We start from the raw sequence: 14,164 nt of genomic DNA on the forward strand, positions 1-14,164 counted from the left end.
ACGGAAGAATTCATGCGTCTGACCACGATCAAGCTGGCGGGTTTCAAGTCGTTCGTCGATCCCACTACGCTGCATCTGCCTACCAATATGACCGGCGTCGTCGGTCCGAACGGCTGCGGCAAGTCGAACATTATCGACGCCATTCGCTGGGTGATGGGCGAAAGCGCCGCCAGCCGTCTGCGCGGCGATTCGCTTACCGACGTCATCTTCTCCGGGTCCAGCGCGCGCAAGCCGGTGGGTCAGGCGACGGTCGAACTGATCTTCGACAACAGCGACGGCACCATCCAGGGCGAGTACGCCACGTACGCCGAAATTTCGGTCAAACGCCTGGTCAGTCGCGACGGTCAGTCGTCGTACTACCTCAATGGCGCGCGCTGCCGTCGTCGCGACATCACCGATCTGTTCCTGGGTACGGGCCTTGGCCCACGCAGCTACTCGATTATCGAGCAGGGCATGATCAGCCAGATCATCGAGGCGGCGCCCGAAGAGCTGCGCATGCATCTGGAAGAAGCGGCCGGCATCTCGAAGTACAAAGAGCGCCGCAAGGAAACCGAAAGCCGGATCAAGGCCACGCGTGAAAACCTCGACCGCGTGCGCGACGTGCGCGACGAAGTCGACAAGCAACTGGATCATCTGAATCGTCAGGCCCGTGCGGCCGAGCGCTGGAAAGCGCTGAAAGAAGAGCAGACCCGCCGCGAAGCCGAATTGCGTGCGTTGGAATACCGCACGCTGCATCGCAAGCACGAAGGCGAGGGCGACGGTCTGCGCCAGGCAGAACTCGAGATCGAAAAGCGTATCGCCGAGCAGCGCCAGGTCGAGGCGCAGCTGGAAAGCGTGCGCGATCGCCATCAGGGCGCCAGCGAACATCTGAACGTCGTGCAAGCCGACGTGTACAAGGTCGGCTCGGAAATTGCCCGCGTCGAACAGCAGGTACGGCATAACCGCGATCTGTCCGAGCGCCTGACCCGCGCACGCGGCGAAGCCGAGCGCGAGCACGACGAATTGCATGGCCACATCAGCGCGGATCGCGAGCAGATCGAAGCGCTGCGCCTGGCTCTGGCCGAAGGCGAGCCGCGCCTCGAAGCGCTGCAACAGATCCAGGACGAAACCGGCGATACGCAGCGCGTGACGGAAACGCGTCTCGCCGACTGGCAGTCGCGCTGGGACACGCATACCCGTTCTTCGGGCGAGGCGGCTCGCGCGGCGGAAGTAGAACGTACCAAGCTGGCTTATCTCGACCGTCAGGCCGTCGATCTATCGAAGCGCCGCGAAGGGCTCGAAGCCGAGCAGAAAGCGACCGACATCACGGCGCTGGAAGCCGGCGCCGAAAGCCTGGACATCGAACACGACACCCAGCGCGAGCGCGTCGAGTCGCTCGGCTCGCTGCTGGACCAGCACAAGGTCGCTCACGAGCGTGTGCTGGACGAGGAACGCCAGGTACAGTCCTCGCTGAACGAAGCACGTCAGCAGTTGCAGACCGCGCGCGGCCGCCAGGCCTCGCTCGAAGCCTTGCAGCATGCCGCGCTCGGTCAGGAGGAAACCGCCGCCAGTGGCTGGCTCGCCCGGCTCGGGCTGGATAAGTCGCGTCGTCTCGGCGAAGCGTTACAGGTCGACGCCGGTTACGAATCGGCCGTCGAAACCGTGCTTGCCGGTGTCCTCGATGGCGTACTCGTCGATTCGCCGATGGCGCTTTCCGGCGAATTCGCCGAACTGGGTCAGGCCGACGTCGCGCTGTTCGCGCGCGAGCAGGGCGGCCCCGGTCCCGCCGGTACATTGGCCGCCCATGTGCGCGGTCCGGTCGCCGCGGTGGCGCTGCTGTCGCAGGTCTATGTCGCCGACTCCGTCGAAGATGCGCGTGCGCGCATCGATACGCTGGCACCGCACCAGTCCGTCATCACCCGCGATGGCGCATGGATGGGCCCGAACTGGGCACGCATCCTGCGCGCGCAGGGCAACCAGGTCGGCGTACTCGCCCGCGAGCGCGATATCCGTCAGCTGACGGACCAGATCGAATCGCTCGAAGGCAGTACCGAAGAGTGGACCGAACAGCTGGAAACGCTGCGCACCCGCAAGTTCGAAACCGAACGGCAGCGTGACGACGCCCAGCGCGAACTGTATGCCGCGCACCGGCGTCTGTCGGAACTGGCCGGTCAGTTGCAAAGCCATCGCGGCAAAATGGAAACGGCGCGTGCGCGTTCCGAAAAGGTCGCGGGCGAAATTTCCGTGCTTGTTGAACAGCTCGACGAACTCGAAGGTACGACGCGCGAATCGCGCGCTCGCCTCGACGAATCGGTCGGCAACATGGGCGATATGGAAGACGAGCGCCGCGCGCTGGAGAACGAACGCCGCGAATTGCTGGAGGCCCGCGAGGAAGCGCGTATCAATGCGCGCGAAGCCGCCGAGCAATCGCATCAGCTGGCGTTGGGCATGGAGTCGAAGCGTTCCGCGCTGTCGTCGCTGGAACAGGCGCTGGGGCGCATGGACACCCAGTTGCGCCAGATCGTCGCTCGTCGTACCGAAATCGACGAGCAGCTTGCCGCCGGCAGCGATCCGATCGCCGAGCTCGAAGCCGAGCGACAGACGTATCTCGACCAGCGCCTGCTGGTCGACAAGCAACTGGTCGAAGCACGCCGTGCGCTCGAAGACTGCGACGCCGAGTTCCGTCGTCTGGAACAGGAACGCCAGCGCATCGAGCATGTGCTGAACCAGGTGCGCGAAAGCGTGGGCGAGAAACGTCTCGCCGCGCAGGCCCTGCATTTGCGTGCGCAGCAGCTTGCCGATGCGATTGTCGCCTCCGGTCTCGAACTCGACGCGCTGCTCGCGGAGCTTGCCGAGGACGCCGAACCCGATCGCTGGCAGCAGCAGCTGGTCGATCTGGCGCAGAAGATCCAGCGCCTGGAGCCGGTCAACCTCGCGGCGATCCAGGAGCACGCGGAACAGTCGCAGCGTAAGGAATACCTCGACGCGCAGCTGGCCGATCTCGGCAGCGCGCTCGAAACGCTGGAAGGCGCCATCAAGAAGATCGACCGCGAAACGCGTCAGCGTTTCAAGGAAACCTTCGACCGCGTCAACGCCGGCGTGCAGGAACTCTTTCCACGCCTGTTCGGCGGCGGTCACGCTTATCTGGAACTGACCGGCGAAGACCTGCTGGACACCGGCGTCGCCATCATGGCGCGGCCGCCGGGCAAGCGCGTCAGCAACATCACGCTGCTCTCCGGCGGCGAGAAGGCGCTGACCGCTGTGTCCCTGGTATTCGCGATCTTCGGCCTGAATCCGGCGCCGTTCTGCCTGCTCGACGAGGTCGATGCACCGCTGGACGAGGCCAACGTCGGCCGTTTCTCGGCGATGGTGCGCGAGATGAGCGAAAAGGTGCAGTTCATCTTTGTCAGCCATAACAAGGCGACGATGGAAGCCGCACAGCAGCTGTGCGGCGTTACGATGCGCGAACCGGGCGTGTCCCGTCTCGTTCAGGTCGATCTGGCCGAGGCGTCCAAGCTCGTTGGCGCGGCGTAGGCTAATAAGGAATGATTATGAATCCCGTACTGGCGCTTGCCTGGAACCCCGCGGTCGGCATCCCCCTGCTGGTCGTCGGCATCATCGCGCTCGTGCTGCTCTGGCTGTTCGGTCAGCCGCGCAAGGAGCAGGGCCGGCGCAAGATCCTGCCGCAGCAGCCCACCGAGCGCCGAGAGCCGGTTATGGGCGACGAAGGGGCCGACGACTTCATCGACGATTCCCGCGATCCGCTGTTCACCGCGTCCCCGAAGCAGGGCGAACTCGACGTCGACCTGCGTGCCGAGCTGGAACGCCTCGGCGCCTCGCTGGCGGGCGAGCGCGCCGGCCGTGGCGAGCGTACCGAGCGTGCGGAACGCATCGAACCGGGTTTCTCGCCCGATTACTCCGCCGACGCCGCGGAGCCGCATGCCGCGAGGCATGACATCGACGACCTGACCATTCATGCACCGAGCACGGCGCCGGCGCCTGCTCCCGCACCGGTCGCGCCGCCACCCAGGGTCCCGCCGCGCTCGGATCTCGGGCGCCGTCCGCCGACCGCGCCGGTCGAGCGGATCGTCAGCCTGTACGTCGTGGCGCGCGAAGGCACCCGCTTCAATGGGGCCGACCTCGTGGTCGCCGCCGAAAAGGCCGGTCTCGAGTTCGGCGATATGGGTATTTATCACCGTCTGGTCGACGGCCGTCCCGAGCTGGGGCCGATTTTCAGCGTCGCCAACATGGTTAAGCCGGGCAATTTCGACATGACGCGCGTCACGACCATGCTGACCCCCGGCCTGAGCTTCTTCATGGCGTTGCCGGGTCCGGCTCCGGCGCTGGATGCGTGGGATGCCATGCTGCCCACCGCGCAGCGACTGGCCGAACTGCTGGACGGCCTGGTCCTGGACGAAGAGCGCAACGCGCTCGGCCGCCAGCGCATCGCGCACATCCGCGACGAACTGCGCGGCTGGGATCGCGGCCATGAAGGCGAAGAGATCAAGTTCGGGCAGTAACACCTGTTCTTGTGGGAGCCCGCAAGCGGGCTCCCACACACGCAGTCCATTCGCCCCGGGAACGCTACAATCCGGGTCATGTACACCCCCACCGCCTTCGCCGAAACCCGCCTGCCCGTCCTCCACGACACCATGGAGTCGATCGGCTTCGCGGCCTTCGTGACCCACGGACCCGAAGGCATCGTGGCGACGCACCTGCCGTTGATCCTCGCCCGCGACGAAGGTCCGTTCGGCACGCTTTACGGCCACGTGGCCCGGCCGAATACCCATGCGACGCCCCCGGACGGCGAAGCGCTGGCGATGTTCGCCGGTCCGCACGCCTATATCTCGCCCAATGGCTACCCGGGCAAGGCGACGCACGGCCGCGAAGTTCCCACCTGGAACTACATCGCCGTCCACGCGTACGGCGTGCCGGAACGCTTCGACGATCCCACGCGGCTGCGCGATCTGCTGGTTCGTCTGACGACGCGTCACGAAGCGGCCACCCAGTCCCGCCCCTGGAGCGTGGACGACGCGCCGGCCGACTACGTCGAACGCCTGCTCGGCGCCATCGTCGGACTGCGCATTCCCATCGTCCGCATCGAAGGGAAATGGAAGCTCAGCCAGAACCGCACGGCGGACGATCGCCTCGGTGCGGCGAGTCTGCTCGCGAATCGCGATGGCGACGACGAGCAGTCCATTGCACGGCAAATGCGCGAAATCTAGCGATTCGCGCATAAGACCAGCACACGTTCACACTACGGCAACACGGGCCTGCGTCACTGTGGGGGCCGTAAGCGTGCGTGACCTTCGTGCCTCCTTTGGCGCGATGCATACATCCGACTCGGCATGCTTGCTTCCTACTCCTGGGAGATCCCATGTCGGCCAGTACCGAACGTCCGCCGTTTCGCATGTATTACCTCCACCCGCTGCTGGTGGGTGGATTGGCGAACTGGACGGCATGGCTGGATCACGCGGCAGCGCTCGGCTTTCGCCAACTGCTGATCGCGCCGCCCTTCGATGCGTCGACCAGCGGCGATGTCTTCGTCACCCGCGATTTCGATCGCCTGCATCCGACGCTCACCGTCGAAGGGCATGCCGCACAGCGGCTCGACCAGTTGGCCAAAGCGTGTCGGGCCCGCGATATGGCCCTGTGGCTGGACCTGCCGCTGGACGAACTGGCCTCCGATTCGCCCGTGCGGAACGAACACCCCGAATGGTTCCGTGCGGTGGCTGCCGAACACGGCACGCCCGATCCGCGCTGGACGCCTGCGGAAAGCGACAGCGCGCGCTGGCGCCTCAATGATCCCGCCGTCGCCGATGCCGCCATCGACTGGTGGGTCGAGCGGCTGAAGGTCTGGAGCGGCGCAGGCATTCGCGGTTACCGGGTCATGCATCCGCACCGGCTTTCCGCCGCACGGTGGAAGACGCTTTTCGATGCGGTTCGGGCGGACGCGCCGGATACCGTGTTCGTTGCCTGGACGCCGGGAAGCACGCCGGACGAACTTGCCGCGCTGGCCGGCGCGGGATTCGATGCCACGGTTTCTTCGTCCAGCTGGTGGGATTTCCGTGCGCCTTGGTTCGCTCAGGAGGCCGCGCGTCTGGATGCCGTCGCTCCTGCATTGGCGTGTCCCGAAGTGCCGTTCGCCACGCGGCTTGGCGATGCCATCGGCGAAGAAAATCAACGCGAGAGGGCATATCGCCGCGCTATCGATTTTTCCGTCACGTCGCCAGCGGGCTGGATGATGCCCATGGGGTTCGAGTACGCGATTCACGACGCACTGGACCCGCGTCGCGGCGAACCGACCACACCCGCGTCGATGGCCGCGAAAGGCTCGGTCGACCTTTCCGACGTCGTGCGCAAGGCGAACGACGTTCTGGATACGAACGCGATGCGCATGCCGTACTGGAATATCGGTTCGGAGGGCAATGTTGCCGTTCTGCTGTCGACCAGCGAACTGGACCCCCGGCGCGCGAAGCAGGCGAGGCTGGTTCTGGCGAATGCGTCACTGGATCGCGATGCGGTCGTCCGTGCCGCGCATGCGTTGACGGGTGCGGCTTCGCACTTCGGACCGTACGCGACGGCCGATGGCCGCAAAGTATTCGATGGGGGTGAAGACATCGTCCTGGGGCCAGGCGAGGTCGTCGCGCTGTCCGCCGGTCGCGCCACGCCCATCCAGCGCAAACTCAGTGCAGCTCAGGCGAAAGAGTCGATCAAGGCGGCGACCGGCGCGTCGCGTCTGTGCATCGAAGCCGTCAGTCCCAGTGTGGACGATGGCCGCTTTCCCGCGAAACGCATTGTCGGTCAGCGCATCGACGTAAGCGCGGACGTTTTCATGGATGGACACGACGTGCTGGCCGTGCGCCTGCAGTGGCGCGCACAGGACGATAAGAGCTGGCACGAAGAAGTCATGACGGCGCAGGGAAACGACGTCTACACCGCCAGTTTCACGCCGACGCGTACCGGGCGTTTCGACTATCGCATCGAAGCCTGGCGCGACGCTTTCGCAAGCTATCGCTACGAACTGGATACGAAGCAGCGTGCCGGTGTGCCGGTGAGTCTCGAACTGGAAGAAGGTCGCCTGCTGGTGGAAGCGCGCGCGGCCAGCGCGAGCGGCGCGCGTGCCAGGGCTGTGCGAGCGTTGCTCGCCAGTCTGAACAAGGCCGATGAAAGCGAATGTCTCGAACTGTTGTTGTCCGCCGAAACGCTTGCCGATATGACGGCATCCGATCCGCGCTCGTTCGCTGTCGCCTCCGATCCGACGCTGGTCGTGGACGTGGACCGCCGCGAAGCAGAGTTCGCTAGCTGGTACGAACTGTTTCCGAGATCGCAGACGAACGATGCGTCGCGCCACGGCACGTTCAACGATGTCATCGGCCGTTTGCCCGCGATCCGCGACATGGGTTTCGATGTGCTGTACTTCCCGCCGATCCATCCGATCGGCATGGCTTTCCGCAAGGGAAAGAATAATACGCTCACGCCGGGGCCGGACGATCCGGGTAGTCCCTACGCGATCGGTTCGCCCGAAGGCGGGCATACGACGATCCACGCGCAGTTGGGCAGCATCGAGGACTTCCGTGGTCTTCGCGACGTGGCCTATGAACACGGGTTGGAACTCGCGCTCGATTTCGCCATCCAGTGTTCGCCGGATCATCCGTGGCTGAAAGACCACCCGGAATGGTTCGACTGGCGTCCCGATGGAAGCATCCGGTACGCGGAGAATCCGCCGAAGAAATACCAGGACATCGTCAATGTCGATTTCTACTCGGACGGCGCGGTACCGTCGCTGTGGAACGCGCTATGCGATGTGGTGCTGTACTGGGCGGGCGAGGGCGTGCGGACGTTCCGCGTCGACAATCCGCATACCAAGCCGTTTCCATTCTGGGAATGGATGATCGCGCGCGTGCGGTCGAAGTATCCCGACACGCTGTTCCTGTCCGAGGCCTTTACGCGTCCGAAGCCGATGTACCGTCTGGCCAAGGTCGGCTTCAGCCAGTCGTATACCTACTTCACCTGGCGCAATACGAAGCAGGAATTCATCGACTACCTGACGGAACTCACGCAGACGGCACCGAAGGATTTTTTCCGGCCGAATTTTTTCGTCAATACGCCGGACATCGATCCGTACTTCCTGCAGACCTCCGGTCGGCCGGGGTTCCTGATACGCGCCGCGCTGGCCACGACGCTCTCGGGTCTGTGGGGCGTCTATTCAGGTTTCGAACTGTGCGAAGGCACGCCGATACCCGGGAAAGAGGAGTATCTGGACTCGGAAAAGTACGAGATCAAGCCACGCGACTGGACGATGCCCGGCAACATCATCGCCGAGATTACCCAGCTCAATCGTATTCGTCGTGCGCATCCGGCGTTGCAGAGCCATCTCGGCGTACGGTTTCTTGCGGCGCATAACGATCGGGTGCTGTTCTTCGAGAAGCGCGCACGCGACAGCGACGACATCGTGCTGGTCGCGATCAGCCTCGATCCGCATAACGCGCAGGGTGCCGACATCGAACTTCCGCTGGCCGACTGGGGTCTGGGAAACGACGCCAACGTCACTGTTCAGGACCTTCTGCACGACCATCCCATTACCTGGCGCGGCGCGTATCAGAACGTATGGCTTGGCCCCGGTCAGCCATACGCTCTCTGGCATGTCCGGCTACCCGGAGTCTGATCCATGACACGACGAGTCAAAGCGCATAACGAAACGGCCGCACCCGGATTCTCCGTCGATCCGCTCTGGTACAAGGATGCGATCATCTATCAGGTGCACCTGAAGTCGTTCTTCGACGCCAACGACGATGGCGTAGGCGATTTCCAGGGCCTGATCGACAAGCTCGACTACATCGCCGACCTGGGCGTGAACACGCTGTGGTTGCTGCCGTTCTATCCCAGTCCCCGGCGCGACGACGGCTACGACATCGCCGAATACAAGGCGGTGCATCCCGACTACGGCAAGCTGTCGGATGCGCGGCGCTTCATCGCCGAAGCGCACGATCGCGGACTGCGCGTCATTACCGAGCTGGTCATCAATCACACGTCCGATCAGCATTCGTGGTTCCAGCGCGCACGTCACGCGAAGAAAGGTTCCGCCGCGCGTAACTTCTATGTCTGGTCGGACACCGATCAGGCTTACGACGGTACGCGCATCATTTTTTTGGACACCGAGAAATCGAACTGGACCTGGGACCCGGTCGCGGGTCAGTACTTCTGGCATCGTTTCTTCTCGCATCAGCCCGACCTGAACTTCGACAATCCCGCCGTACTGAAGGCCGTGCTGGATGTAATGCGTTTCTGGCTCGATATGGGCGTGGATGGCCTGCGTCTGGACGCCGTGCCGTATCTGATCGAGCGCGAAGGCACCAACAACGAGAACCTTCCCGAAACGCACGCCATTCTTAAGGTGATGCGCAAGGAGATCGACGAACACTATCCCGACCGCATGCTGTTGGCGGAGGCCAACCAATGGCCGGAAGACACGCAGGACTATTTCGGGCAGGGCGACGAATGCCATATGGCGTTCCACTTCCCGCTGATGCCGCGCATGTACATGGCGATCGCACGAGAGGACCGCTTTCCCATTACGGACATCATGCGGCAGACGCCAGCGATTCCCGATGCCTGCCAGTGGGCGATCTTCCTGCGCAACCACGACGAACTCACGCTGGAAATGGTGACGGATTCGGAACGCGATTATCTGTGGGAAACCTATGCCGCCGACCGTCGTGCGCGCATCAATCTGGGCATTCGTCGTCGCCTCGCTCCCTTGCTGGAGCGCGACCGTCGACGCATCGAACTGATGAATGCGCTGTTACTGACGATGCCGGGCACGCCAGTGCTCTATTACGGCGACGAGATTGGCATGGGCGACAACATCCATCTCGGCGACCGCGACGGCGTACGCACGCCGATGCAATGGTCCATCGACCGCAATGGCGGATTCTCCCGCGCCGATCCGGCCAGCCTGGTGCTGCCGCCAATCATGGACCCGCTGTACGGCTATCAGGCGATCAACGTCGAAGCGCAGGCGCGCGATCCTCATTCGATGCTGAACTGGACGCGGCGCATGCTGGCGGTGCGTAAGCGTTACAAGGCATTCGGGCGCGGCACGCTGAAATTCCTTTATCCCGGCAATCGCAAAGTGCTGGCTTACCTTCGCGAGTTCGACGGCGAGCAGGTGCTCTGCGTCGCGAACATGTCCCGCTCGCTGCAGGCCGTCGAACTGGATCTGGCCGCTTTCGACGGCCAGGTTCCTATCGAAATCATGGGCGGATCGTCCTTTCCGCCGATCGGCCGTTTGCCTTATCTGCTTACGCTGCCGCCGTACGGCTTCTATGCGTTCCAGATATGCGCCAACGCGCAGATGCCCGACTGGCATGTGGAGCCCGCCGAGCCGATGCCCGATTACGAAACGCTGGTCGTGCGCGGTCCACTGATCGAAGGCCCGGTTATGGCTCATCACCGGGGGGTGATCGAGCGCGAAGTACTGCCGAAATATCTCGCGGTGCGGCGCTGGTTCAATGCCAAGGATCGCGGTATCGAAGGCGTCCACATCGTCTATGCGGCGGCGTGGCCCGATCGTGGCGACGACCTGATTATCTGCGAGATAGAGGCCACGCTGACCGATGGCGGCAAGCAACGCTACAGCCTGCCGGTAGGTATTGTGTGGGAGGACGAAAATCCGTCGTCGCGCGCTCAGCAGCTGGCATTGGCACGTGTGCGCCGCGGCCGCCGCATCGGTTTGCTTACCGACGGTTTCTCGCTGGAAGCGTTCGCGTCGGGCCTGCTCATCGGCCTGCGCGACAATCTCCAGTTGCAGGTGCATGCCGGCGGCTCCATTCATTTCGAAACGACCGACGCGTTCGCGAAGCTGACCTTCCCGCCGGAGATCGAGAACCGCTGGATGCTTACCGAACAGTCGAACAGTTCGATGATCCTGCACGACACCGGCGTGCTGAAGTTGTTCCGGCTGACCTCCGGCGGCATCAATCCCGAAGTGGAAATGTCCCGCTATCTCACCGAACACGGCTATGCGAACACCGCGCCGTTGCTGGGCGAAGTGGTGCGAATCGACGAGGCGGGCGAGCGCACGACGCTGGCGGTGTTGCAGGGGTTTCTGCGCAATCAGGGCGACGCATGGCGCTGGACGCTGGACTATCTGAGTCGCAGTTACGACGAATACAGCCATTCGGACGATCCGGACCGGCGCGAGGAAATCGCCCGGGGTTACGACAGCTTCGCGCGCGCCGTGGGTACGCGTCTGGGCGAGTTGCATGCCGTACTCGCTGCACCAAGCAAGGTCGACGCGTTCGCGCCACGCAAGGCAACGGCGATGGATGTGGCGGCGTTGCGCGACTCGGTTCGCAAGCAGGTTGCTCGTGCGCTGGAGGCCATCGATGGGGCGGCCGCATCCCTAACGGATCTGGATGAAGATATTGCCGCCTTGCACGGTTTCGCCGATACGCTCGATCGTCGCATCGATGCGCTGGGCCGGGTGGGCGAGGGCGCGTTGCTGACGCGTGCGCACGGCGATTTCCATCTGGGCCAGATACTTGTCGTGCAGGACGATGCGTACATCATCGACTTCGAAGGCGAGCCCGCGCGCACGCTGGCGGAACGCCGCGCGAAAGTGACGTCGCTGCGCGATGTCGCCGGGTTCCTGCGCTCGCTGGACTATGCGGCCGCCATGGCGATGCGCGGCGAGGACGGTCTTGCCCCGGTCGAGGATGCGGGCTTCGGCGAATATCTCGCGCAGTTCCGCGAACGCGCGGCCTTTGTCTTCCTCGCCGCTTATCGCGCCGTGCTGGATACGGCTGCGGTGCGTTGGGTGGGGACCGATGCGTTTGCCCCGTTGCTCGAACTGTTCGTTATCGAGAAGGCGGCTTACGAAGTGAACTACGAAGCGGCGAACCGGCCGGGTTGGCTGGACGTACCCGTGCGCGGGCTGCTGCATGCCGCCCGTGGCGATACCGCCAACGAGCTGGAGAACGACGCGTGATCGACAGGAACGCCCTCGGTCTTACCGATGCCGTTGCGATCGCAGCGTTGGTGGAGGGGCGACACGGGGATCCATTCGCGGTGCTCGGGCCTCACCGGATCGACGGGCGCCGAACGATTCGCACGTTGCAGCCGGGTGCTCTGGCGGTGGATGTTATCGATGCCGCCGGCACGTCCCTCGGCGCGCTTGGCCGTGTGGACCCGGCGGGATTCTTCGCCGGAGTCGTCGATGGCGACGGCGCCTATCGCCTGCGGGTTCGCTGGCCGGCGGGCGTGCAGGAAACCCACGATCCCTACGAATTCGGGATGCTGCTCGGCGACGACGACCTGCGCCGCCTTTCCGACGGTACCCATATTGAACTATTCCGTTGCCTGGGGGCGCATCCGGTAACCGTCGATGGCGTGCACGGCGTACGTTTCGCCGTGTGGGCGCCCAACGCCCGGCGCGTGAGCGTGGTCGGCGATTTCGACAGCTGGGATGGGCGGCGTCATCCGATGCGTCTGCGCATGCCGGCCGGCGTATGGGAGCTGTTCGTGCCGGGACTGCTTCCCGGGGCCCGCTACAAGTACGAAATATGGGGCGCCGACGGTTCCCTGACCCAGCGTGCCGATCCGGTGGCCCTTGCCGCCGAGCTTCCACCCGCGACGGCCTCGGTCGTAGCCGATCCCGAAGCGTTTCGCTGGACGGATCAGGCATGGATGAAGCGGCGCGGCGAACTCCATCACGCCGGATCGCCGCTTTCGATCTACGAACTGCACGCCGGTTCATGGTTGCGGGCACCCGACGGCGGCACGCTGGATTGGGACATGCTGGGCGAGCGGCTGATTCCCTACGTCTCGGGTATGGGTTTTTCGCATATCGAACTATTGCCGATATCCGAGTACCCGTTCGGCGGCTCCTGGGGTTACCAGCCGCTGGGGCAGTTCGCGCCGACGTCGCGCTTCGGTACGCCCGAGGCATTCGCGCGCTTCGTCGATCGTTGCCATGAGGCGGGTGTCGGCGTCATCGTCGATTGGGTGCCCGCGCATTTTCCGACCGATATCCATGGCCTGGCGCATTTCGACGGCACGCCGCTATACGAACATGCGGACCCGCGCGAAGGATTCCATCAGGACTGGAATACGATGATCTTCAACCTCGGCCGCAACGAGGTTTCCGCGTTTCTCATCGCCAGCGCGCTGGCGTGGCTGGAACGCTTTCATGTCGACGGTCTGCGCGTGGATGCGGTGGCCTCCATGCTCTACCGCGACTACAGCCGCAAGCACGGCGAGTGGGTGCCGAATATCTATGGCGGCCGTGAGAATCTGGAATCGATCGCGTTCCTGCGCCGGATTAACCAGCTGATCGCCGAGGGGCATCCGGATGCGATGACCATTGCCGAGGAATCCACGGCATGGCCGGGTGTAACGCAACCGGTCGCCGATGGCGGTCTCGGTTTCACGTTCAAGTGGAACATGGGCTGGATGCACGACACGCTGGAATACATGTCGCGCGATCCGATCCATCGACGCTGGCATTACCACGAGATGACGTTCGGCATGGTCTACGCCTGGTCGGAGCGTTTCGTGCTGCCGTTGTCGCACGACGAGGTCGTCCACGGGAAACGTTCGCTGCTCGGACGGATGCCGGGCGACGACTGGCAGCGCTTCGCGAATCTGCGCGCGTACTTCGGTTTCATGTGGGCGCATCCGGGCAAGAAGCTACTGTTCAACGGCGGCGAGATCGCGCAGCCGCATGAGTGGAATCACGATGCGCAGATCGCGTGGGACCTGCTCGACGATCCGAAACATCTCGGTGTGCAGACGCTGGTCCGCGACCTGAATCGTCTGTATGCCGCCGAGCCGGCCCTGCACGCGTGGGATACCGACCCGCGCGGCTTCCGCTGGGTGATCGGCGACGATGCGGCGCAGAGCGTCTTTGCGTGGCTCCGGTTCGCGGCGGACGGAAAGCCCGCGCTGGTGGTCTGCAATATGACGCCGATCCCGCATCGCGATTTCCGCATCGGCGTGCCCCTGCGTGGGCGCTGGCGCGAAGCGATCAATACCGACGCGTCTGTCTATGGTGGCTCGGGACGGGGTAACGATGGTGGCCGCCATGCGGACGACGTCGGCAGCCACGGATTCGAAGCTTCGCTGTCCCTTACGTTGCCGCCACTGGCCACCGTCATCCTTATCGCCGACTGACGAGACTATC

General features: G+C 64.1%; 6 protein-coding genes. All 6 read left to right on the top strand.

Annotated features, from left to right (window positions below; all coding sequences use genetic code 11):
* Positions 1-12 precede the first annotated feature (12 nt).
* Entirely contained in the window at positions 13-3,513 is a 3,501-nt protein-coding gene (gene smc, locus AC3IR3_RS07670) for a chromosome segregation protein SMC (RefSeq protein ID WP_489196334.1), read from the top strand.
* An 11-nt stretch (positions 3,514-3,524) separates the two neighbouring features.
* On the top strand, positions 3,525-4,499 hold the full coding sequence (gene zipA / locus AC3IR3_RS07675) for a cell division protein ZipA (RefSeq protein ID WP_489196335.1): 975 nt from the start codon (positions 3,525-3,527) through the stop codon (positions 4,497-4,499).
* 78 nt (positions 4,500-4,577) lie between these two features.
* On the top strand, positions 4,578-5,204 hold the full coding sequence (locus AC3IR3_RS07680) for an FMN-binding negative transcriptional regulator (RefSeq protein WP_489196336.1): 627 nt from the start codon (positions 4,578-4,580) through the stop codon (positions 5,202-5,204).
* 152 nt (positions 5,205-5,356) lie between these two features.
* Entirely contained in the window at positions 5,357-8,647 is a 3,291-nt protein-coding gene (locus tag AC3IR3_RS07685; RefSeq protein WP_489196337.1) for a maltotransferase domain-containing protein, read from the top strand.
* Positions 8,648-8,650: 3 nt separating this feature from the next.
* Entirely contained in the window at positions 8,651-11,971 is a 3,321-nt protein-coding gene (gene treS / locus AC3IR3_RS07690; RefSeq protein WP_489196338.1) for a maltose alpha-D-glucosyltransferase, read from the top strand.
* Positions 11,968-14,154: a 1,4-alpha-glucan branching protein GlgB gene (gene glgB / locus AC3IR3_RS07695; RefSeq protein ID WP_489196339.1), complete on the top strand. Its 2,187-nt coding sequence runs from the start codon at positions 11,968-11,970 to the stop codon at positions 14,152-14,154. Before treS ends, glgB begins: the two co-directional genes overlap by 4 nt.
* The last annotated feature ends 10 nt before the right edge of the window (positions 14,155-14,164 follow it).

The organism is Luteibacter sp. GL_149, assembly GCF_057834065.1.